General features: G+C 67.0%; 17 protein-coding genes. 10 read left to right on the top strand and 7 right to left on the bottom strand.

Translation table 11 applies throughout. From position 1 onward, the window contains the following. Positions 1 to 2: 2 nt before the first annotated feature. The gene (locus tag ACFWIX_RS07685; protein WP_377215537.1) at positions 3 to 980 is read left to right on the top strand and encodes a M56 family metallopeptidase; all 978 of its coding nucleotides are present in this window, start codon (positions 3 to 5) and stop codon (positions 978 to 980) included. A 9-nt stretch (positions 981 to 989) separates the two neighbouring features. Here ACFWIX_RS07685 and ACFWIX_RS07680 read toward each other — a convergent pair whose 3' ends face one another. Continuing rightward, positions 990 to 3,098: a type IIA DNA topoisomerase subunit B gene (locus ACFWIX_RS07680; protein ID WP_377215536.1), complete on the bottom strand. Its 2,109-nt coding sequence runs from the start codon at positions 3,096 to 3,098 to the stop codon at positions 990 to 992. Between the two features lie 191 nt (positions 3,099 to 3,289). Between ACFWIX_RS07680 and ACFWIX_RS07675 the strand changes: the two genes are divergently transcribed. Further along, a complete protein-coding gene (locus ACFWIX_RS07675) occupies positions 3,290 to 3,511 on the top strand; it encodes a hypothetical protein (RefSeq protein WP_377215535.1) in 222 nt (73 codons plus the stop codon). 150 nt (positions 3,512 to 3,661) lie between these two features. Here ACFWIX_RS07675 and ACFWIX_RS07670 read toward each other — a convergent pair whose 3' ends face one another. The 4 genes from ACFWIX_RS07670 to ACFWIX_RS07655 all read right to left on the bottom strand — a co-directional run bounded on the left by ACFWIX_RS07670 (position 3,662) and on the right by ACFWIX_RS07655 (position 8,900). Further along, complete coding sequence (locus ACFWIX_RS07670; RefSeq protein ID WP_377215534.1) at positions 3,662 to 4,969, bottom strand: RNA polymerase sigma factor; 1,308 nt, start codon at positions 4,967 to 4,969, stop codon at positions 3,662 to 3,664. A 293-nt stretch (positions 4,970 to 5,262) separates the two neighbouring features. Then, positions 5,263 to 6,474 carry a DUF4192 domain-containing protein gene (locus ACFWIX_RS07665; RefSeq protein ID WP_377215533.1) on the bottom strand — a complete coding sequence of 404 codons (1,212 nt, stop codon included), beginning with the start codon at positions 6,472 to 6,474 and terminating at the stop codon, positions 5,263 to 5,265. An 80-nt stretch (positions 6,475 to 6,554) separates the two neighbouring features. Then, positions 6,555 to 7,901, bottom strand: a complete 1,347-nt coding sequence (locus ACFWIX_RS07660; RefSeq protein ID WP_377215532.1) for a nitrate/nitrite transporter — start codon at positions 7,899 to 7,901, stop codon at positions 6,555 to 6,557. Positions 7,902 to 7,961: 60 nt separating this feature from the next. Beyond that, complete coding sequence (locus tag ACFWIX_RS07655; protein ID WP_377215531.1) at positions 7,962 to 8,900, bottom strand: proteasome assembly chaperone family protein; 939 nt, start codon at positions 8,898 to 8,900, stop codon at positions 7,962 to 7,964. Between the two features lie 254 nt (positions 8,901 to 9,154). On the opposite strand from ACFWIX_RS07655, the gene ACFWIX_RS07650 reads away from it, so the two are divergent. The 5 genes from ACFWIX_RS07650 to ACFWIX_RS07630 all read left to right on the top strand — a co-directional run bounded on the left by ACFWIX_RS07650 (position 9,155) and on the right by ACFWIX_RS07630 (position 15,278). Then, positions 9,155 to 10,678, top strand: coding sequence for a leucyl aminopeptidase (locus ACFWIX_RS07650; RefSeq protein WP_377215530.1), 1,524 nt, complete (start codon positions 9,155 to 9,157; stop codon positions 10,676 to 10,678). 234 nt (positions 10,679 to 10,912) lie between these two features. Beyond that, positions 10,913 to 12,295 carry a dihydrolipoyl dehydrogenase gene (gene lpdA, locus ACFWIX_RS07645; protein WP_377215529.1) on the top strand — a complete coding sequence of 461 codons (1,383 nt, stop codon included), beginning with the start codon at positions 10,913 to 10,915 and terminating at the stop codon, positions 12,293 to 12,295. A 115-nt stretch (positions 12,296 to 12,410) separates the two neighbouring features. Next, on the top strand, positions 12,411 to 14,150 hold the full coding sequence (sucB, locus tag ACFWIX_RS07640) for a 2-oxoglutarate dehydrogenase, E2 component, dihydrolipoamide succinyltransferase (protein ID WP_377215528.1): 1,740 nt from the start codon (positions 12,411 to 12,413) through the stop codon (positions 14,148 to 14,150). 160 nt (positions 14,151 to 14,310) lie between these two features. Next, positions 14,311 to 14,661: a hypothetical protein gene (locus tag ACFWIX_RS07635; RefSeq protein WP_377215527.1), complete on the top strand. Its 351-nt coding sequence runs from the start codon at positions 14,311 to 14,313 to the stop codon at positions 14,659 to 14,661. 188 nt (positions 14,662 to 14,849) lie between these two features. Beyond that, complete coding sequence (locus ACFWIX_RS07630; RefSeq protein WP_377215526.1) at positions 14,850 to 15,278, top strand: OsmC family protein; 429 nt, start codon at positions 14,850 to 14,852, stop codon at positions 15,276 to 15,278. 82 nt (positions 15,279 to 15,360) lie between these two features. Here ACFWIX_RS07630 and ACFWIX_RS07625 read toward each other — a convergent pair whose 3' ends face one another. Continuing rightward, complete coding sequence (locus ACFWIX_RS07625; RefSeq protein ID WP_377215525.1) at positions 15,361 to 18,819, bottom strand: S41 family peptidase; 3,459 nt, start codon at positions 18,817 to 18,819, stop codon at positions 15,361 to 15,363. Between the two features lie 71 nt (positions 18,820 to 18,890). Between ACFWIX_RS07625 and ACFWIX_RS07620 the strand changes: the two genes are divergently transcribed. Then, a complete protein-coding gene (locus ACFWIX_RS07620) occupies positions 18,891 to 19,787 on the top strand; it encodes a TIGR01777 family oxidoreductase (RefSeq protein WP_377215899.1) in 897 nt (298 codons plus the stop codon). 28 nt (positions 19,788 to 19,815) lie between these two features. On the opposite strand, the gene ACFWIX_RS07615 is transcribed toward ACFWIX_RS07620, so the two are convergent. Beyond that, a complete protein-coding gene (locus tag ACFWIX_RS07615; RefSeq protein WP_377215524.1) occupies positions 19,816 to 21,510 on the bottom strand; it encodes a serine/threonine protein kinase in 1,695 nt (564 codons plus the stop codon). Positions 21,511 to 21,648: 138 nt separating this feature from the next. On the opposite strand from ACFWIX_RS07615, the gene lipB reads away from it, so the two are divergent. Next, positions 21,649 to 22,317: a lipoyl(octanoyl) transferase LipB gene (gene lipB / locus ACFWIX_RS07610; protein ID WP_377215523.1), complete on the top strand. Its 669-nt coding sequence runs from the start codon at positions 21,649 to 21,651 to the stop codon at positions 22,315 to 22,317. Beyond that, positions 22,314 to 22,822: lipoyl synthase (locus ACFWIX_RS07605; protein WP_377215522.1), on the top strand; the 509-nt coding region annotated here is incomplete at its 3' end. The genes lipB and ACFWIX_RS07605, both read left to right, overlap by 4 nt.

Here is a 22,822-nt window from a genome sequence, read left to right as displayed (position 1 = left end):
CCATGTTCTGGGCCTCGTACCTCCTGGCGGTCCTGGCGATCATGCTGGCGTGGCCGGTGCCGGTCTTGCTGTCGCGGGCCCAGTGGCCGGCGCGTTCGCCCTTCACCGCCATGCTGCTGTGGCAGGCCATCGCGCTCGCGGGCGGGCTCTCCATGATCGGGGCCATGCTGGTGTACGGGCTGGAACCCATCGGCGATAACCTGATAGCCGGCCTCCGCGCCCTGGCCGGCATGGTCCTTTTCAACGCCCCCACCACCGCCTTGGGCTTCTGGCACATCTTCGCGCTGTCGGCCGCAGCACTGCTGACCGCGCACCTCGTATTTACCCTTCTGCTGACCTATTACCGGATTGAGCGCCAGCGCCGGCGGCACCGCGAACTCCTGGCACTGCTGGCCTCCCCGTCGGCGCAAAGTGCAGGAACCCTGGTCATCAACCACGACTCGCCCGTGGCCTACTGCCTCCCCGGCGGCGCGCGCTCCGTCACTGTCCTCTCGGACGGGCTCATGGCAGCCCTGGAGCCGGCGGAACTCCGCGCCGTCCTGATCCACGAAAACGCCCATCTCAGCCAGCGGCACCACCTGCTGCTGTGGGCGTTCGCCGCGTGGCGTCAGGCCCTTCCGTGGCTCCCCACCACCCGGCTGGCGCAGGAATCGGTGAGCTCCCTGATCGAAATGCTCGCGGACGACGCCGCCTTGAAGACAGAGGGAAAAGCCGCCCTGATCAAGGCGATCGCCATCGTAGCCAGCGGCTCCCGGTCCGCCCCCAGGGAACAGGGGTACCAGCAGGCCACTGCGGGACCCGACGCGCTGTCCGGCAGCGGCGGGGCGGACTCGGCCCGCACCACCGCGTCCCGGGTCAGCAGGCTTCTTGCTGCGGAGCCGGAACTGCCTGCCCCTGTCCGCGCGCTCGTCCTGGCCGGATCGCTGCTGCTCCTGGCCATTCCCACAGCCCTCCTGGTGGTGCCGGGGCTGCTGTCCTGAGCCCGGCCATCAGGCGTCGATGCGCTCCCGGTCCAGGCTGGAGGCGCCTGCGATGATGAAGTCCTTGCGCGGGGCAACATCCGAGCCCATCAGCAGGTCGAAGATCTCTTCGGCCTGCTTGGCATTCTCGATGCCCACCTTGCGCAGCGTGCGGTGCCGGGGGTCCATGGTGGTCTCGGCGAGCTGTTCGGCATCCATCTCCCCCAGGCCCTTGTACCGCTGGATGGGTTCCTTGTACCGCTTGCCCTCCTTCACCAGGCGCGCCAGCAGCGCGTGCAGCTCCGCCTCGGAATAGGTGTAGATCATCTCGTTGGCCTTCTGGCCGGGATTGATGACTTCCACCCGGTGCAGCGGCGGGACCGCGGCGAACACCCGGCCCTCGTCGATCATGGGTCGCATGTAGCGGAAGAACAGCGTCAGCAGCAGGGTGCGGATGTGGGCGCCATCGACGTCGGCGTCGGTCATCAGGATGACCTTGCCGTACCGCGCCGCCGAGATGTCGAAGCTGCGGCCGGAACCCGCCCCCACCACCTGGATCAGCGCGGCACACTCGGCGTTGGAGAGCATGTCCCCCACGGACGCCTTCTGGACGTTGAGGATCTTGCCGCGGATGGGCAGCAGCGCCTGGAAGTCCGAGGACCTGGCGAGCTTGGCCGTCCCCAGCGCGGAGTCGCCCTCCACGATGAACAGTTCCGAGCGTTCGACGTCGTCCGTCCGGCAGTCTGCGAGCTTGGTGGGCATGGACGACGTCTCCAGCGCGTTCTTGCGCCGCTGTGTCTCCTTGTGGACCCGGGCAGAGATGCGGGACTTCATCTCGCTGACGATCTTTTCCAGCAGCAAGGCGGCCTGGGCTTTGTCGTTCCGGTTGGATGAGGTCAGCCTGGCTGAGATCTCCCGCTCCACCACCTTGGCGACGATGGCCCGCACGGCCGATGTGCCCAGGATCTCCTTCGTCTGGCCTTCGAACTGAGGTTCGGCCAGGCGCACGGTCAGCACCGCGGTGAGGCCCGCGAAGATGTCGTCCTTTTCGATCTTGTCATTGCCGGCCTTGAGCTTGCGCGCGTTGGTTTCCACGGCTTTGCGGAAAGTCTTCACCAGCGCCTGCTCCAAGCCGGACTGGTGGGTGCCGCCCTTGGGCGTGGAGATGATGTTGACGAAGCTGCGGACGGTGCTGTCATAGCCGATGCCCCAGCGGAGGGCAACGTCCACCTCGCAATCCCGCTCCACCTCGGCCAGCTGGCTGTGCCCGCGCTCGTCCAGGACAGGAACGGTCTCCTTGAACTTTCCGGAGCCATGCAGCCGCCACACATCCGTGACGGCGGGATCCGCGGCCAGGAATTCGACGAACTCGGAGATGCCGCCGTCGTGGTGGAAGACTTCCTCGTGGGGGCCCGCTTCACCGGGGGTTCCGGGCAGTTTCCGCTCGTCCCGGACGGTGAGCTTCAGTCCAGGCACCAGGAAGGACGTCTGGCGGGCCCGGGCGGCGAGCTCTTCGTAGGAGAACCTGGCGTCCGGGGTGAAGATCTGCCGGTCGGACCAGTACCGGATACGGGTGCCCGTGACTCCCCGCTTGGCCTTGCCCACGACGTCCAGCACGGAGTCGTCAACGAAGGGCGTGAAGGGCGCCGCCGGGTCGGACCGCGTCCCGGTGTCCTTGAAGCGTCCGGGCTCGCCGCGGCGGAAGGACATCCGGTAGGTCTTGCCGCCGCGGTCCACCTCCACGTCAAGGCGGGCGGACAGGGCATTCACCACGGAGGCGCCGACGCCATGCAGGCCGCCGGAGGCGGTGTAGGACCCGCCGCCGAACTTTCCGCCGGCGTGAAGCTTGGTGAATACCACCTCGACGCCAGTGAGTCCCGTCTTTGGTTCCTTGTCGATGGGAATGCCGCGGCCGTCATCGTGGATCTCCACGGAGTTGTCCGCGTGGAGGATGATCTTGATGTCGTGCCCGAAGCCGGCCAGTGCCTCGTCCACGGAGTTGTCGATGATTTCCCAGAGGCAGTGCATGAGGCCGCGGGAGTCGGTGGAGCCGATGTACATGCCCGGGCGCTTGCGGACTGCTTCAAGTCCTTCCAGAACGGACAGGTGCCGGGCAGTGTACTCAGAGCTGGGTGCCACCGGTGATGAACTCCTTCAGGGGACGGAACTGCGGGCGCCGGAAGCGCCTTCTCTAGGATAGTCGGCCCGCAGGGTGCGCCGAACTTGAGCAAACTTTGCAGGTACGCGCACAGCGAACTTGCCCCATCCTTGCGATGGATCTGTTACGAATGCTGGTTATATAGACATACAGATCTACTAAGGAGGCCGACATGACTACAGCAGTGGCAGACCGCACACTTGATGCACTTGACCGGTGCGACCGTTGCGGAGCCCAGGCATATGTCCGGGTAGTACTCGAGTCCTCCGGTGGTGAGCTGCTCTTCTGCGGCCACCACGCACGTGCCGTGGAGCCCACGCTTAAGCCGCTGAGCTCGGACTGGCACGACGAAACGGGCCGGCTGCACGAGAAAGCCACCGTCGAGATCGATTAGCGTACCCACAAGAAGAAGCCCCGCCGGATCTGGCTGATCCAGATCCGGCGGGGCTTCTTTGTGGCGTTTAGCCCCAAACGCTTTGTCACTTCAGGGCCCTCCCCCGGGGGATTTTTCGGCCGGATGTGACCCCGCGTTTGGGGCTGTCCTTTAGTCCAGGTAGTCGCGCAGCACCTGTGACCGGGACGGGTGGCGCAGCTTGGACATGGTCTTCGATTCGATCTGTCGGATCCGCTCGCGGGTGACTCCGTAGACCTTTCCGATTTCGTCTAAAGTCTTCGGCTGGCCGTCGGTGAGGCCAAAGCGCATGGCCACCACGCCGGCTTCGCGCTCGGACAGGGTGTCCAGCACGGAATGCAGCTGCTCCTGCAGCAGCGTGAAGCTCACTGCGTCGGCGGGAACCACGGCTTCGGAATCCTCGATCAGGTCACCGAACTCGGAGTCGCCGTCCTCACCCAGCGGCGTGTGCAGCGAGATGGGCTCGCGGCCGTACTTCTGGACCTCGACTACCTTTTCGGGGGTCATGTCCAGTTCGAGGGCGAGCTCTTCAGGCGTGGGTTCGCGGCCCAGGTCCTGAAGCATCTGGCGCTGGACGCGGGCCAGCTTGTTGATGACTTCCACCATGTGCACGGGGATACGGATCGTGCGGGCCTGGTCTGCCATGGCGCGGGTGATCGCCTGGCGGATCCACCAGGTGGCATAGGTGGAGAACTTGAAGCCCTTGGTGTAGTCGAACTTCTCCACGGCGCGGATCAAACCGAGGTTGCCTTCCTGGATCAGGTCGAGGAAGAGCATGCCGCGCCCGGTGTAACGCTTGGCCAGCGATACCACCAGGCGGAGGTTGGCCTCGAGCAGGTGGTTCTTGGCCCGCTTGCCGTCATGGATGATGAATTCGAGCTCACGCCTGTACTTCGGATCCATGGATCCGTCGTCAGCGTTGATCTTCTCTTCGGCGAACAGGCCGGCCTCGATGCGCAGCGCCAGGTCGACTTCCTGCTCGGCGTTGAGCAGTGCCACCTTGCCGATCTGCTTCAGGTAGTCCTTGACCGGGTCCGCCGTGGCGCCGGCGGACATGACCTGCTGGACGGGAGCATCGTCGTCGTCCGCGTCGGAGTAGACAAAGCCCTTCCCGCTTCCCACTGCGCCCTTGGCGGTTTCGGCTTCGGTTTCGTCGGCTGCGTCGGGACCGTCTGCGGGCATGTCGTCGAGCTCGGCGTCAACGTCCTCGACCTCATCCGGTTCGGTTTCCCCGGCGGCGGCCTTCGCGGCGGCAGCCTTGGCTCCGGGCTTGGGTCCGCGCTTCTTCGGCTCGCGCTTGCCCTCGTCCGCTCCCTGTCCGGCGGAAGCCTTGTTGGCTGCACGCGTGGCTGCGCGCTTGGCGTTGGCAGCAGCCTGCTTCTCCTCAGCGGACAGTTCGTCCTTTGCGGCGGGGTCCTTCTTCGTGGAAGACGGGGTCACAGAAAACCTTTCTAGCGGCGGTCTGTGGAATCGCCATACGGGCAACACCACTATGACCCTGTCAAGTCCGTGGTGGAAACCAAGCGCCACCACGGCCGGCAGAGTCACTCAAGACAACTGACGGAGTGGCGATAATGTTCCCGTTGGGAACACCACCAGGCACTCGATACACGGACCCAACCGGGTCTCGGCATCCATTGTCTCATGATTTCGCCGTTTGGGGCCTCTCCCGTTCCCAAAGAAGTCTCCGGCAGCGGACTGCGCTGGTTCAGCGGGCCATGCTCCCACGGGAATCAGGCGGCGTCCGGCCCGGACTTACGCCATGCTGCTTCCTGACGGCCCGCCCAGCCGCACAGCGTCCCACGCCCGGCCATCTCCAGCAGGAGGCCGGCGAGCCGGTAACCCGGCACAATTTCCAGCGACTGCTTAAAGTAGGCGGCGGCATAGGAACCCCTGCCCCGACACCAGGCAATCCAGCCCCGTCCGGTCAGGGAGGCGGCCGCCGCCGGGCCGCCCAGCGCCGCCAACTGTTCCAGGAGCGCATCGAGCGCCTCCATCCGTCCCCAGTGGGGCACGGCTGGTTCAAGGCCCAGCAGCACCTCGCCGTAACCGGGCGGATCGCTGCCGGCCCCCAGCCAGTCATCAATGCTTTCCGCACCGGCACCGGAACCGGGCTCCACGGCGTCCGCGCCCTCGCCCTGGCTGAACAGGCCGAAGCGCTCCGCTCCCGCCTCGGCCGCCTCGGTTCCGGCTGCCGCCATCACCAGGACGGCATCGCGCCAAGCCGGGACCAGGAGCGTTGCCCGCAGGAAAGCGTCGCGTTGTGCCACCGGGCGGACCGGCAGCCCGCCCGGGCGGGACAGGACCTCCAGCCACGTGCGGAGGACCGCCCGGAACTGGGACCTGCTTTCCCGGCGGGGTTCCAGGTTGGCCGACCACTCCGCCTCGGCCGCCAGGACCGCCCCGCGGTACTCCTCGGGAACTGGCAGTGCAGTGCCCGGCAACTCTCCCGGAGCCGCACCCACACTGCTGCCCAGGTAAACCATCTCCGCGTTGAGCGCGCTGTCCTTGATCTGTTGCACTGGACGGCCTGGTAAGGGGCAGCAGGACAGGTCCTGGCACAGGGCGTCGCGCCAGAACCTGTCCCCGACGTACCACGCCTCGAGGACCGGCATACCGGCGTCACCGAGAACGTCCCGCAGCAACGCGAGCAGGCCGTCGTATCCGCACGGCGCCGCGTTGCGGCTCTGGGGCGTAAAGACGGCCAGGAGCGTCCCGGTGGCCTGCCGGTCGGCCTGCAGGTAGGAGCACACGGACGAGGCGAATCCGGCGGGGTCGGCCAGGACGTCGGATCCGGGCAGGTCCACGCGCAGCGTTGCTCCCAGCGACCGGCCCTGCATGGTCATCGCCACCAGGCTGGACGCCGGCCAGTAGCCGAGCGTGTGGGGAATGAACCCGAGGATGTCTTCGGGACCGCGGACTTTCAGGTGCTGGGGCTTTGTCATGGCAACAGCTTTGGCCCTTGGTTCCGCTGCCGTCAGGGTGCTGCTGCCGCAAGTGGATAACCGGGGCTGTGGAGGACGGGTCAGTCGTCGAGCCGGGTTGCCTGCCGCCGGCGGGCAAGGTTCTCCCGGCGCTGCCGGGCGAGAGCGCTGCGGAGCGGCGGCACCACAATGCCCTGCTCGGCCATCTGCCGGCGGACCTTCCGGCGGCAGGCCACGATGGCGGCGGCACCGGAGCCCAGGAGAAGGAACTGGGCGCTCAGCGCGATCCGGAAGGGGTCCAGCCCGTACAGGACGCCGCCGGAAAAACCGGCGGCATACAGGATGTCCAGCACCAGCCCGATCAGGAAGATCGCCACCAGGGCGGCGATGAACCCGCCAACATTAACGATGCCCGTCGCTGTCCCGATGCGGTGCGCGGGATTGAAGGTCCGGGCGAAATCGAAGCCGATCATGGATCCGGGGCCACCTGCGGACAGGACCACCACCAGTGCCGCCAACAGCCACAGCGGCGCAGGACCCGGCAGGGCCAGGACCGCGGCCCAGGCCCCTGCCGTGCCGCCGGCGATGAGGAGGACCATGGTGGAGCGGCGCAGCGGATGCCGCGAGACGAACCGGCCAATGAACGGCCCCATGGCCAGGCCGGCCCCCACGTAGAGGGCCAGCAGTGCAGCCACCGTGCCGCCGTCGAGCCCCTGCCCCGAGATCAGGAACGGATAACCCCATGTCATGGCGAACACCGTCCCGCTGAACTGGATGGTGAAATGGCTCCACAGGCCCAGCCGGGTTCCGGGCTGGGCCCAGGCCCGGGCAAGCGACACACCCGTTGCCCTGAGCCCCTGCCGCGATTGGGGCCTCTCAGTGCCGGGCGGAACATCCTGCAGGAACACCAGGACCAGCACGACGGCGGCAGCTGACATCCCGGCGAGCATCAGGAACGCCGAGGTCCAGCCCGCCAGGTGGAGCACATAGGCGAATGGGATGACGCTGAACAGCTGGCCGAGCTGGCCGGTCATGCCAGTCAGCTGGGTAACCAGCGGCACCTTGGCCGGGGCGAACCAGAGTGGCACCAGCCGGATGACGGAAATGAACGTCATGGCATCGCCAGCGCCCACCAGGACCCGCCCCGCAACGCCGCCGGGAACAGTGTCCGCAAATGCCAGCTGGAGCTGACCCAGGCCCATCAGCAGGGCGCCGCCGGCAATCATGGCGCGGGAGCCAAACCGGTCCACCAGCAGGCCCACGGGGATCTGCAGCCCTGCATATACCAGCAACTGGAGCACGGTGAAGAACGAAATCGCAGAGGCGCTGGCCTGAAACCGTTCGGTGGCTTCGAGGCCCACCACTCCGAAGGACGTGCGCTGCGCCACCGCAACCAGGTACCCGAAAACCCCGATGGTCCAAATCAGCCAGGCGCGGGGTGCAGTCATCAGTTCATTATGCCCGCGCCGCAGAACGGAATCGGAAGTGCCACGGCTTGTTGCGTCCTGCTACGCTGGCGGAATTTCCCTCGCCAGGTAGGCCTCGACGGCGGCACCCAGCACATCGGCGTCGGGCAGTTCATCATTCTCATCGGCCAGCAGCGAGCGGCGGACGGTTCCCTCCGCTTTCTCGTCGTAGCGCTCCTCAAGGCGGGAGACCACCTGGCGCACGTCGTCGGACGCCTCCATCTGCTCATCGATCTGCCGGGTGACGTCCCGCCCCGTTTCCCGGAGCCGGTCAGAAGGAAGCATGAGGGATGTGGCCGCGCCCAGGTACTCCAGGCCGGCCACCGCCGCGGTGGGGTACTCCGCCTCGGCGAGGTAGTGCGGCACATGGATGACGTAACCGGCCACGCTGCGGCCCGCCTCGGCCAAGCGCAACTCGAGGATGTGGCCTACGGCTGCGGGGACTTCCACCGTAGGCTTCCATACCGATATGCCCTCGATGAGGTCCGGCCGGTTGCCGTGGACCGTCACGCCGACCGGCCGGGTGTGCGGGACGGGCATGGGAATCGAATGGATCCATGTGACCAGGTTGACGTCGAGGTGCTCCACGATGCCCACCACGGCCCGCGCAAAACGTTCCCACTGCAGGTCCGGTTCGAAGCCCGCAAGAAGCAGGAAGGGTTTGCCCAGCCCATCCACCAGCCGGTACAGCGCCAGCCGCGGCTCCTGGTAGTCCTGGAGGTGGTCTTCAACGAACGTCAGGTGCGGACGGCGCGACCGGTAGTCGATCAGCTGGTCCGCATCAAAGACCGCGACTGGCCGGGCGTCCAGAGAGTCCAGCAATTCAGCATTGATCTGCCTGACCACGTGGCCGGCGTCGGCGAACCCGGTAAACCCCATCACCAGGTCCAGACCGCGCAGGGACGGATCGTAGAAGAGTTCGGTGTCCCGCGCGTACAGCGCTTCGGGGTCCAGCAGGGAGCCGGAAATTCGTTCAAGCACGGCTTGTTCCTTTCATGGACGCAGGCAGGCATCGTCTTCAACGCTCATCAGGCGCGGCGCATTCCGGGGCGCCGTGTGGCGCGTGTCTCAGTAATCCCGGTGCCCGTGGGGGCGACGGGCTACGATCGGAACTGGCCTGCCCGGCAGGCCTGCACTCCCCCGGACTGCGCCCGACCGGCAGGGTCCGGGCCCTGCGCGGAGAGCCAAACACGCTTCCCTGCCCAACCGACGTCGAGAATTGAGGACTCATCCCTGTGGTAAAGAATACTGAAATCAACCTTAGTACCCTCTCGCGGGACGTGAAGAAGGCGCCCAGCGACGCAGTGATCATCGGGGTGGCGCAGGCCTCCGGCGGACCCGTCCTCCTGGACAACCCGCTGACGGCCAAGTCAGCCGAGGCGCTGGCTGACTCCCTTAAGGCGCTCGCTATCACCGGCGCCGCAGACCAGGTGGTGCGGCTTCCCGGCCTTCCCGAGACCGGCGCCGGCATCCTCGTCCTCGCCGGCGTGGGCAAGCTTGGGGATGGTGAGTCCGCCAGCGGCGAGGCGCTCCGCCGCGCCGCCGGGTCCGCCGTCCGGCAGCTTGCCGGGCTGGCCACCGTAACGCTGGCATTCCCGACGGCGTCCGTTGCCGATGTGGCGGCTGTCGCCGAGGGTGCCGCGCTGGGCGCCTACGCCTACACCGAGTTCCGCACTTCCCGGGAAGGCCTCAAGGATCCGGTCCGCAACGCCATCATCTTTACGGAGCTCTCCGGCAAGGAGGTTGACAGCGCGCTGGAGCGCGCCGCGGTCGTAGGTACCGCCGTCAACGCCACCCGTTCGCTGGTCAACCAGCCGCCCAGCCATTTGTACCCCGAGTCCTTCGCCGAGGCTGCCCGCGAGCTCGCGAAGGGGCTGCCCGTAAAGGTCACCGTGTGGGACGAGAAGCGGCTGGAAAAGGAAGGCTTCGGCGGCATTATGGGCGTGGGCAAGGGTTCGGCCCGCCAGCCGCGCCTGGTCAAGGTGGAATACGCCCCCGCCAAGGCAGGCTCCAAGGTGGCATTCGTGGGCAAGGGCATTACGTTCGACACCGGCGGAATTTCCATCAAGCCGGCCCAGGGCATGGGTGACATGAAGAGCGACATGGCGGGCGCCGCCGTCGTCCTTAACACCGTCCTGGCCCTGGCCCGGCTGCGTGTGCCCGTGAAGGCGTCCGCGTGGCTCTGCATTGCCGAGAACATGCCCTCGGGCGCCGCCTCCCGCCCCGCCGATGTCCTCACCATGTTCGGCGGCAAGACCGTCGAGGTGCTTAATACGGATGCCGAGGGACGCCTGGTGATGGCGGACGGCATCGTCGCCGCGAGCCAGGAATATCCGGACGCCATCATCGACGTCGCCACCCTCACCGGCGCCCAGCTGATCGCCCTGGGAAACCGGACTGCCGGCATCATGGGCTCGGACGAGATCACCCGAGCCCTCAAGGCCGCCGCGGACCGCGCAGGCGAACTGGTATGGCCCATGCCGCTGCCTGAGGAACTGCGGCCCAGCCTCGACTCGCAGGTGGCCGACCTTGCCAACATCGGCGAACGCCACGGCGGCATGATGACCGCGGCCGTCTTCCTGCGCGAGTTCGTGGGCAAGGACAAGGCGGGCGAACAGATCCCCTGGGCGCACATCGACATCGCCGGCCCGTCATTCAACAACGGCAGCCCGTACGGCTACACGCACAAGCAGGGCACCGGCTGCACGGTCCGTACACTGCTGGCCTACGCTGAGGACCTCGCGGCCGCTGCCGGATGACACCGGCGAGGGCGGCGTCGCGCCCGGCTTCCCGGCCAAAGACCGCGTGACACTCGACACAAGCGCTCCACAAAAGCAGCGCCAAGGTGGAGCATAGACAAGTGGTTCGCTAAGGTGAACCACGATAGTCACAAATGCAAGAAAACCCGCCTGCTGGCAGAATCACGGCAGTTCAGGTTCCAAGACCAGATGATGCGCAGGACCGCGTCATCGTTCACGCGAGGGAGCGTCTAAGTGGCCGATCAGGCAACTGCGCAAGAATTCGACATCCTGGTACTCGGTGGCGGCAGCGGCGGTTACGCTGCGGCGCTGCGGGCCGTACAGCTCGGTCTCACCGTCGGCCTCGTGGAGAAGGCCAAGCTGGGCGGCACCTGCCTCCACAACGGCTGCATTCCCACCAAGGCGCTGCTCCACTCCGCCGAACTGGCCGACCACGCCCGCGACTCCGCCAAGTACGGCGTGAACGTCACCCTGGACGGCATCGACATCAACGCGGTCAACGCGTACAAGGACGGCATCATCGCCGGCAAGTTCAAGGGCCTGCAGGGGCTCATCAAGTCCAAGGGCATCACCGTCATCGAGGGCGAAGGCAAGCTCCAGGGCACCGACACCATCGTGGTGGACGGCACCGCCTACAAGGCCAAGAACATCGTCCTGGCCACCGGTTCCTATTCCCGCACCCTTCCGGGCCTGGAAATCGGCGGCAAGGTCATCACCTCCGACGAAGCCCTGAAGATGGATTCCATCCCCAAGAGCGCCATCATCCTGGGCGGCGGCGTCATCGGCGTCGAGTTCGCCTCGGTGTGGAAGTCCTTCGGCGTGGACGTCACCATCGTTGAGGGCCTCCCCTCGCTGGTCCCCAACGAGGACGCCACCATCGTCAAGAACTTCGAGCGGGCGTTCAAGAAGCGCGGTATCAAGTTCTCCACCGGCGTGTTCTTCCAGGGCGTCGAGCAGAATGACGACGGCGTCAAGGTCACCCTGGTGGACGGCAAGACCTTCGAAGCTGACCTCCTGCTGGTCGCAGTGGGCCGTGGCCCTGTCACCGCCAACCTCGGCTACGAGGAAGCCGGCATCACCATCGACCGCGGCTTCGTCATCACCAACGACCGCCTGCACACCGGCGTCGGCAACATCTACGCCGTCGGCGACATCGTTCCCGGCGTCCAGCTTGCGCACCGCGGCTACCAGCAGGGCATTTTCGTGGCCGAGGAGATCGCCGGCCTGAAGCCCGTGATCGTCGAGGACATCAACATCCCCAAGGTCACCTACTCCGAGCCTGAAATCGCCACTGTGGGCTACACCGAAAAGGCCGCCAAGGAGAAGTTCGGCGAGGACCAGGTCCAGACCCAGGAATACAACCTTGCCGGCAACGGCAAGAGCTCCATCCTGGGCACGGCGGGCCTGGTCAAGCTGGTCCGCCAGAAGGACGGCCCCGTGGTGGGCGTCCACATGATCGGCGCCCGCATGGGTGAGCAGGTGGGCGAGGCCCAGCTGATCGTCAACTGGGAAGCCTACCCCGAGGATGTGGCCCAGCTGCTGCACGCCCACCCGACCCAGAACGAGTCCCTGGGTGAAGCCCACCTGGCACTCGCGGGCAAGCCCCTTCACGGCTGATATCCCCCAGCACTAAAAGGGCCTGGTGCACCCGGCACGACATGCCGGGTGCACTAGGCTTCCACCTAAGCAGCAACCATCCGCACTAAAGATCAATAAGGAGAACGGGGACGACATGTCTGAATCCGTTAACTTGCCCGCCCTCGGTGAGAGCGTCACCGAAGGAACCGTCACCCGCTGGCTGAAGCAGGTAGGTGACCGGGTAGAGGTGGACGAGCCGCTGCTCGAGGTCTCCACCGACAAAGTCGACACCGAAATCCCCTCTCCTGTCGCCGGCGTGATCGAGGAAATCCTGGTCGCCGAAGACGAGACCGCCGAGGTGGGCGCTCCCCTGGTCCGCATCGGCGACGGCTCCGGCACCGGTTCCGCTGCGCCCGCCGAAGAAGCCCCCGCCGAGGAAGCCCCGGCTGAAGCTCCCGCACAGGAGGCCCCCGCCGCGGAGGCGCCTTCCCCGGATGCACCCGCCGAAGCACCGGCCCAGGAAGCCCCCGCGGCTTCCGGCGACAGCCACGAGGTCACCCTCCCCGCACTGGGCGAGAGCGTCACCGAAGGCACTGTCACCCGATGGCTCAAGGCCGTCGGCGACACCGTCGAGGTCGACGAGCCGCTGCTGGAAGTGTCCACCGACAAGGTAGACACCGAGATCCCCTCCCCCGTGGCAGGCACCCTCCAGGAAATCCGCGTGAACGAGGACGAGACCGCAGAGGTTGGCTCCGTCCTGGCCGTCATCGGATCCGGCGCCGCCCCGAAGGCCGAAGCCCCCAAGGCGGAAGCGCCGAAGGCCGAGGAAGCCCCGGCACCGGAAGCACCTCAGGAAGAAGCCCCACAGGCTGAAGCTCCGAAGGCCGCCCCGGCGCCTGAGGCTCCGAAGGAAGAAGCTCCCAAGGCTGAGGCACCAAAGGCTGCGCCCGCCGCCGCCGAGGGTGGCTCCGAGTCCAGCTACGTCACTCCCCTGGTCCGCAAGCTGGCAAATCAGCACGGCGTGGACATTGCCGGCCTGTCCGGGACCGGCGTGGGCGGCCGCATCCGGAAGCAGGACGTCATCGCCGCAGCCGAGGCTAAGGCCGCTCCCGCAGCAGCTTCGGCCGCCGCGGCACCGGCACCGGCCGCAGCCGGCGCTGCAGCGTCCTCCCTGCGTGGCACCACCCAGAAGGCGCCCCGCATCCGCCAGGTCATCGCCCGCCGTATGCGGGAGTCCCTGGAAATCTCCACGCAGCTGACGCAGGTCCACGAAGTGGACATGACCAAGGTCGCCAAGCTCCGGGCCCGCGCGAAGAACTCGTTCCAGGCCCAGAACGGCACCAAGCTGACGTTCCTGCCGTTCATTGCCAAGGCTGTTGCCGAAGCGCTCAAGCAGCACCCCAAGCTCAACGCTGCCTATGACGAGGACAAGCAGGAGATCACCTACCACAACGCCGAGCACCTGGCGATTGCGGTGGACACGGACAAGGGCCTCCTGGTTCCGGTCATCTCGGATGCAGGCAGCCTGAACCTCGCCGGCCTCGCCGGCAAGATCGCCGACGTCGCCTCCCGCACCCGTGACGGGAAAATCGGCCCGGACGAGCTCTCCGGCGGCACGTTCAGCATCACCAATATCGGTTCGGTGGGCGCGCTGTTCGACACCCCGATCATCAACCAGCCGCAGGTGGGAATTCTGGGCACCGGCGCCATCGTCAAGCGCGCCGTGGTGGTTGCCGATGAAAATGGGGATGACTCGATCGCGATCCGCTCGATGATGTACCTGTCGCTGACGTACGACCACCGTCTGGTGGACGGCGCGGACGCCGGCCGGTTCCTGCAGACGCTGAAGGCGCGCCTCGAAGAGGGAGCCTTCGAGGCGGACCTGGGGCTGTAACGGCCTGACCGCATGACCGCACGACGGCGGTCCGGTACCCGGCGGGAAATCCCGCCAGGGTTCCGGGCCGCCGTCGGCCGTTAACGACGTGGCACACCCGGCACCGTGACGTTGCGCGTGGCCTACTACCGGGTGTAGAAGGACTGGCTACACTGGTCACATGGATATCGTCTATAACATCGTGGTTTTCCTGCACATCGTCGGCGCGGCCATGATCGTCGGCCTCTGGATTGGCCAGATGAAGAAGCCCACCGTCCACCCCCGCCAGTTCGACGGCGCCATGCTGCAGCTCCTTACCGGCATCGCACTCATGGGCCTCATCCCCGCCCTCGACATGGACGCGAACTACTTCAAACTCGGCATCAAGTTCGCCATTGCACTGGCTGTCGGCGTCCTTGCGTTCATCGGCCGCCGCAAGTACAAGAAGGACGAGCCCATCAGCGCCGGCCTCGCGCACGGCGTGGGCGGCCTCGCGCTGCTGAACATCGCGATCGCGACAATCTGGCAATAGCCGCCCCGCGCCCAGAGATGACGGCGACGCTCCCTCGCAGGAGACGGCGCCGTCGTCTGTTTAACGGCCCGGTCATAATCCTCTGACAGCGGACAGCCGATGCATGCCACAGGTGAAATCCCTAGGATGGAAAACGGCGGGTCCAGGCAGCAGCCTGTCCCGGTATACATCGACCCTGAGGAGTGAACATGGCAGCAACACGTTCAGCAAACGCAGTATGGAACGGCAACCTGACGGAGGGTTCCGGTACAACCAGCCTGGCAACCTCAGGCCTGGGAACCTTCGACGTCACCTGGAAAGCCCGCACTGAAGCGGCCGACGGCAAGACCAGCCCGGAGGAACTTATCGCCGCAGCCCACGCCGCGTGTTTCTCCATGGCCTTCAGCAACGAACTTGATAAGGCCGGCCACACGCCCGAGGAAGTCCGCACCAAGGCCGACGTGACATTTGTCCCCGGCACCGGCATCACCGGCAGCCACCTGACGATGACGGCGCGGATCCCTGGCATTTCCGAGGAGGAATTCCAGAAAATCGCAGGCGAGGCAAAGGTAGGCTGCCCCGTGTCCGGCGCCCTGGCCAGCATCGACATCACCCTGGATGCGACTTTGGCCTCCTAATTCCGGAATAGTGATCAGCCCCTGCCCGGCGGCTCCGGCCGGGCAGGGGCTGATCACTGCACTGCCCCTTTGCGTGCAGGAATTACATGCCCTGGCTGCGTGCAGGGAGCGGCGCCGGGCGCACCAGACGGTAGCCTTCACGGGCCGGCGGCCGGTCCGTGGGCAGTTCCTGGATCATTTCCTTCAGTGCGCCGATGCCGTATTCCAGCTGTGGGTCGCGGCCGGCCGCGTAAGCGTGGGGCGGGAAGACGACCTCAATGTCCGGGTCAACGCCGTAGTTCTCCACGCTCCAGCCCACTCCGCCGCCGAACCAGGTGGCGTACCGCGGCTGGGTGACGCCGGTACCGTCGGCCAGGGCGAACCGGTTGTCGATGCCCACCACGCCACCCCAGGTTCGCGTACCAATGACGGGACCGATCCCGCGGAGCTTGGACACCTGGGTGATGATGTCACCGTCCGAACCGGCGAATTCATCCGCCAGGATGATGACCGGCCCCCGCGGGGCATGGTGCGGGTACGTGCGGGGCTTCTCGCCGCGCGGCATGCTCCACCCGGTGACCTTCCGGCCAATCAGTTCGGCCACCAGCTGTGAAGTGTGACCGCCCCGGTTGCGGCGGACGTCCACGATCAGCCCGTCCAGGGCGGTCTCGGTGTCAAGGTCACGGTGCAGCTGTGCCCAGCCGTTGGCCATCATGTCCGGAACGTGCAGGTATCCGAACGTGCCGCCCGAAGCTTCCCGCACGGTCCTGCGGTTGCCGGCCACCCATTCCTGGTAGCGCAGGCGCTGCTCGTCCTTGACGGGTACGACGGCGACACGGCGTTGGGTGCCGGCAGCGGCCTCATGGGCGGGGCCGTTGAGCAGGGTCAGCTCTACGGCCCGGCCGGCAGCACCCACCAGCTGCATGGCCGGGGTCACTTCCGCGGAAAGCGGGACGCCGTCGATGGCCAGGAGGATATCGCCGGCCTTCGCGCCGACCCCTGGCCGGGTCAGCGGCGATGTTGCGAGGGGGTCGGACGACTCACCGGCAAGGACGCGGGTGATCGCCCAGCCGGATGCCGTCAGGTTGAGGTCGGCGCCCAGCCGGCCCTGTCCGCGGCTGCCCCGCTCCGTCACGGCTGCGGGCCGGACGTAGGCGTGGGACGTGCCGAGCTCGCCGTGCAGTTCCCACAGCAGATCCACCAGGTCGTCGTGGGAGCCCAGCCGGTCTACGAGCGGGCGGTACCGCATCCGGACCGCCTCCCAGTCCTGCCCGGCCATGTCCTCGGCCCAGAAGAAGTCACGCTGCAGCCGCCATGCCTCGTCAAAGGCCTGGCCCCAGACGCTGACCGGGTCCATCATCACCCGGATACGCCCCAGGTCCACCTTCACCAGCTTCCCTGAGTCCTCGTCCGCCTTGGCGTCCGCCGGAACCGCCGTCACCTGCTTGTCCTTGATGAAGACCACAGCGGCGCCGTCGCCGGAGATCCGGTAACTGTCCAGCGCTTCCACCAGGGTGGACTGCTTCCGGCGGGCGAGGTCGAATCGCGCCAGCGACGGGCGGGCGTCCTTGTCCTCCTGGCTGGCTTTGCCGTCCCCGGTCACGCCGGCAAGGGCCCAGTCGAGCCACAGGAGCGCGCCGCTCGTGGCCCTCAGGGCCGTGTAGTTGCCCTGCGGCACGGGGACCGTGATAACCCTGTGGGCCAGTCCTTCGGCATCGACCCGCACGGCTGGCGTCGCGCCGCCGTCGGTTCCCTCCGTTGCCTCCTCCGGTTGCTCCGTCCCGGCAGGATCCACGTCGGGGCCAAAGGGCGACGGCGTATCCGCCGCGAGTGCCACCAGGTATGGCTTGATGGGGCTGGGGAAGGAAAGATCAAAGGAATGCCCGTCGTACACCGGGTCGAAGCTCCGGTTGGACAGGAAGGCCAGAAACTTGCCGTCCGGGGTGAACGCCGGGGAGGCGTCGCGGAAGCGCCCGTCCGTCACATCCACGGGTGCGCTGTCCGGGGCTGTGGCGTCCACCAGGCGCAGGCGGCTGCGCGAGCCGAAGGAGGTCACCGGCTCCGACCACGCCAGCCAGCGGGAGTCGGCCGACCAGGCAAGGTCCGACACGGTTCCTTCCCCGATGCTGGCCCGCAGGCCGAGTTCGCCGGTTCCGGTGTTGGCCAGGAAGACCTCACCAAAAGTGGTTCCTACGGCAATCCACCGGCCGTTGGGGCTGGCCTCCAGTGCGCTGGCCCGCGAGGTCCCTGGGAACGCAATCCGCTTGCCCCGGGATGGGCTCTGCTGGGCTTCCGCTGCGCCCGCGGAGTCGCCGGGCGCCACGTCGGCCCGCTGCTCATCGGTCGCGGGAACGACGGGGGCCGCGGTGGCGGCCGATCCGGCAGCCGGGACTGGCCGCGGCAGGGGCACAGCATCCCCTGCCGGTGCCGTCGCTGCTGCCGCCGCGGGGACGGCCGTTGCCGCCGAAGGAAGATCAGGCGCAATGTCCTTGATGTACAGCGCTTCCTCGCCGCCGTGGTCCGCCACGTAGGCAATTCGGCCATCGCCCAGCGGGCGCGGCAGGCGGGCACGAACGCCCGGGGCAGCCTCAATAATCCGGGAGGGGCCATCCTTGTGCCGCACCCAGTGGACCGTGCCGTGGGCTTCCACGGCGCTGGCCAGTCCCGCCGTGTCCGGGACGACGTCTCCCAGGTACCGTGCGGCGTCGAGCAGCGCCGGGCGCCGGGACTGCGAAGCCGACCCCAGGGTGATGTCGAGGCGGACAGCTTCAGCCTCCAGGTGGGGCAAAACCCAGAGTTCGCCTGCGGACTCGAAGATCACACGCTTTCCGTCCGTGGACGCATGGCGGACGTAGAAGTCCTGGTGGTCCGTATGCCGGCGCAGGTCCTGCCCGTTCGGAAGCACAGAGTAGAGGTTCCCATAGCCTTCGTGGTCGGAGAGGAAAGCGATGCGGCCGTCCACCCAGAGGGGATCAGTGAGGTTGCCGTCCAGCTCAGGCAGGAGCCGTTCGAATTCCCCGTTTCCGTCCGAATCAAGCCACAGCTTCCCTGCGGTGCCGCCGCGGTAACGCTTCCACCAGGCCGGCTCGCGTGAGAGGACGCTGGCGACCACCACCGGGCGTTCGTCTCCTACTTCCGGGCCGAAAGCCACCGACTCCACGGGTCCGAAGGGAAGCTCTTCGGCAGAGCCGCCGTCGAGTGGGACGCTGTACGCGTACGTGTGCCTGCTTTCGGCCTGGCGGAAGGCGCTGGTGACCACAACGGCGCCGTTCGCCGTGAAGCCCTTTACTCGGGTGGTGTCATGGCCGAAGTAGGTCAGCTGGCGGTACCCGCCGCCTCCGACCTCGGCAGACACGACCTCCGGAGCGGCTCCCTGGATGACCGTCCACACCAGCCGCTTGCCGTCCGGGGTAAAGCGCGGGTTGCGGGCCGGCAGCTGAAGCGCGGAAACGCGCCAGGCGCGTCCCCCGTCCAAGGGCGCGGTCCACACATCGTCCTCGGCCACGAAGGTGACCAGATCGCCGTGCAGATGCGGGAAACGGAAGTAGCTCGAAGAGGTCATCGTACGATCATAGTCAACCGTTTCGGGCCCGCCGGCGTCAGTTGAGGCGCCCCCACGTGATCGGATGGACCATGCGCATCGTCATTAGCGGAGCTTCCGGCCTTCTCGGCACCCACATGTCCCATACCTTCCAGGAGGCAGGACACGACGTCGTCCGACTGGTCCGCAGGAAGCCGGCCGGCCCGGCGGAAATCGAGTGGGACCCGGCGGCCGGGCGGCTGGACGCTGCGGCACTCCAGGGCGCCCACGCCGTCGTGAACCTTTCCGGTGCGGGCATCGGGGACTGGCCGTGGACGCGCAGGCGGGTGGCGGAACTGTTCAGCTCGCGCATTGGACCCACCCGGACCCTGGCGGCCGCGATGCACCGCATGGATTCGCCCCCGCCGGTATTCCTCAGCCAGTCGGGCTCCGGATACTACGGCGACGGCGGCACTACGGTCCTGCGGGAGACCTCACCGCCGGGAACCGGGACCCTGGCCCGGATTTGCCGTGAGTGGGAAGCAGCGGCAGCGTCAGCTCCCGATGGAGTCCGCGTGGTGACACCCAGGACCGGCGTGGTACTCAGCCGTTCCGGCGGAGCGCTGGGCCGGCTGATGCCCCTGCTGCGGGCAGGAGTAGGGGGGCCGCTGGGGAACGGCCGGCAATACTGGCCGTGGGTGACGCTGCCGGATGTCTCCGCGGCGTTCCTGTTCCTTCTCACCGCGCCCGTGAACGGCCCCGTAAACCTCTGCGCGCCGGAACAGGCCGACGTCAACACGCTGGTCCGCGCCTTGGGCCAGGCGCTTCACCGGCCGACTGCGCTGCGCGTCCCCGCTCCGGCACTGCGGCTGCTCCTGCGGGATCTCGCCGAGGAACTCCTGCTGGCCAGCCAGCGCATGGAGCCCGGTGTACTGGCCGGTCAGGGATTCGTGTGGCAACACCCGGATGTTGTCTCTGCAGCGGCATGGGTTGCCAGCCGAAAGGGCTGACCGACGACGGAGCGGTGTCCGCTGCCGGTCAGGGACCCCCGGCAAGAATCTCGGTGATGCGCCAGTTCCCGGCATCCGAAACCAGCACCAGCCGCAGTGGCTGGGGCCGGCTTGCCCGGCCCACGCCCACCACCGTCCCGGTGGAGTCCCGCTCCTCGTAGGCCGAAGTTGTGGAGGTGGCCTGAACCACTGCCCCGCCCCCACTGGCGCCGGCTTCACTCCTGACGTCCGAAAGAGCCGTGGTGAATCCCGCCAGCACAGTGTCCGAGGCAATCAGCTGATTCACCGTCCTGCGGTCCGCAGCGTCCGCGGGTGAACCGGTCCGGTTGACTTCGTCCAGCAGCTCCGGACGGCCCAGGCTGAACGCGAGGCTCCGGAGCGCCGCCAGTCCGAGGACAGCGTCGGCGGGATCCGGCGCCGACGCAAGTTTCCTGGCCTCCTTCACTTGTCCTGTGGCCCGCTCTTCCGGAGTGCCTGCGCCCCTCGTTGCTTCCTCCGGTGCACCTGTTGCCTGCGATGACACGGTCCCGTCAACTGATCCCGCGCTGCCCTGCGGTGCCGACACGCCGGCGGAGAGCCCCCAACCGGCGGCGGCCAACAGAGCCACCGCGCCCAGGGCAAGCGGCCGGAGCCTGGAGGGCCGGCGCGCTGGCCCGGTGCCGGTGCCGTGGTGCCTCGGGTGTTCGGCGGCGTGCCTTCCTCGAACGTGTGCCGTCTCTGGTGTCACTGCCGGAAACGGCATCCGCGGGGGCCGCCTGTATCTGCCGGGAAGCTTTGCGGTAAACGTCCTGGCCACGCCGGCCAGCCGCGCCCGGAGCGGGCCGGCTTGCTTCGCGGGGACATGCCGGCGCGTCAGCAACTCGGGGATCACGGTGGGATGGACGGCTGCAGCGAGATCCAGCGGCAGCGGCGCGGCGCTCCTGTAAACCGCTGCGGCCAGTTCCGCGGCGGCAGGCCGCAACCGCCGGTCCTCATTGAGCCCGGCTTCCAGGGCTGCGGCCATTTCCTTGGGGACCTCAGGGCGCAGCAGTGTGAGAGGCGGCCGCACGGCGGACCGGGGCGGGGCACTGCCTGTCAGACAAAACCAGCCCACGGCAGCCGCCCCATAAACATCGCCCTCCGGGTGGAGTCCTGCCCGGACCGCATCCACCGGCACGGGGTCCGTGAATCCAGGTGTGCCGTGGCCGGCGTTTCCGGCGGGATCCCCGACCAGGCGGGTGATGCCGAGATCGGAAAGCAACGGTTTCCCCTGGCCTGTGAACAATACGTTTCCCGGCGAGACGTCCGAATGGGCCATACCCTTCCCGTGCAGGTATCCCAGGACCTGAGCGAGTGGCGTGAGGACGGTGACCACCTCCCCCACGGTCAGTTGTCCCCGGGCAGACACGAGGGAAGCCAGCGAACCGCCGGAGGCGTAATCCATCAGCAGCGCCTGGCGTTCACCGCAGGAATCGATCACCGTGACCGCCTTGTGAGCCCGTACCAGGTGAGGGTGTTCCAGGACAGAGAGGATACGGATTTCGCGCCGGATCCCGTCCGCGGTCAATGAGTCCGAAAGAATATCCCCGTTATCCTGGGGCGGGGCACCGCCGTCAAAGCACTTCATCGCGAACCTGAGCCCTGTATGCTCCTGGCGCACCAGCCATACGGTGGCGCTGCTGCCGCGCCCCAGCAACCGGTCAACGCTGAATCCGGGAACGTCCGGAGCCTTTGCACCATCCATGCCTTATGTCTAACGGAATTCCCGACGGCCTGCAGAAGTTATCCACAGGCTGCAGGACCGGAGCAGAAGAGTGCCGGGCCGCGGTGAGTTTAAGCACTAAACCAGGCGCCATACGCTGCGGGGTCTAAGCTTGAAGGCATGACTCTTGAGTTTTCACAGCTCGGTCTTGCGCCTGATTTCGTCGACTACACCCGTGGTTGGGAAATCCAAAGCGAACTCCACGCCAAAGTGGTGGCGGGCGAAGCGCCGAGCACAGTCCTGCTCCTGGAACACGCAGCCGTGTACACAGCCGGCAAACGGACAGAGGACCACGAACGGCCTTTTGACGGCACACCAGTGGTCCCCGTGGACCGTGGCGGCAAACTCACCTGGCACGGTCCCGGCCAGCTGGTGGGCTACCCCATCATCAAACTTAAGAACCGCGCGGGAATCCGTGACTATGTGGAGCGGCTCGAAGCCGTGATCATCGCCGTCCTGGCGGACTATGGCATCGAGGCGGACCGAATCAAGGGCCGGGCCGGAGTGTGGATCAAGGCTGATGCCAATGGCCCGGACCGTAAGATCGCTGCGATCGGGATCCGCGTCCACGAGAGCGTCACCATGCACGGGTTTGCCATTAACTGCAATAACGATCTTGCCCCCTACGGCCAGATCATCGCGTGCGGAATCACCGACGCGGGTGTGACCACCATTGCCCGGGAAACGGGCAGGGACGTGGCCCCCGCGGATCTCGTCGACAGGGTCGTCGAGGAACTGAAGAAGCACGAAGAAGCCCTCGTGGCCGTCCCCGAAGGAGTTTTACAGTGACATTGGCACCTGAGGGCCGGAAGATGCTGCGGATTGAGCAGCGTAACGCGGCTGTCCCGGTGGAGCGGAAGCCGGAGTGGATCAAGGCGAAGGTCCAGATGGGGCCGGAGTTCGTCGGACTGAAGAACCTGGTCAAGAAAGAGGGCCTGCACACGGTGTGTGAGGAGGCCGGCTGCCCGAACATCTTCGAGTGCTGGGAAGACCGGGAAGCGACGTTCCTGATCGGCGGGTCCGAATGCACGCGGCGGTGTGATTTCTGCCAGATCGATACCGGCAAGCCGTCCCCGGTGGACATGTTCGAACCCACCAAGGTGGCCCGGTCGGTCCAGTCGATGAACCTGCGCTACGCCACCGTGACCGGCGTGGCCCGCGATGACCTCGCCGATGAGGGTGTGTGGCTGTACGCCGAGACGGTCCGGAAGATCCACGAACTGAACCCCGGCACCGGGGTGGAGCTGCTGATCCCGGACTTCTCCGGCAACCCCGGGCACATCAAGGCGATCTG

This window comes from Pseudarthrobacter sp. NPDC058362, from assembly GCF_042723515.1.
In the GTDB taxonomy this organism is placed as follows: Bacteria; Actinomycetota; Actinomycetes; order Actinomycetales; family Micrococcaceae; genus Arthrobacter.
Note: the sequence above shows the minus strand (reverse complement) of the source record. Positions and strands in the feature narration are given on the sequence as shown.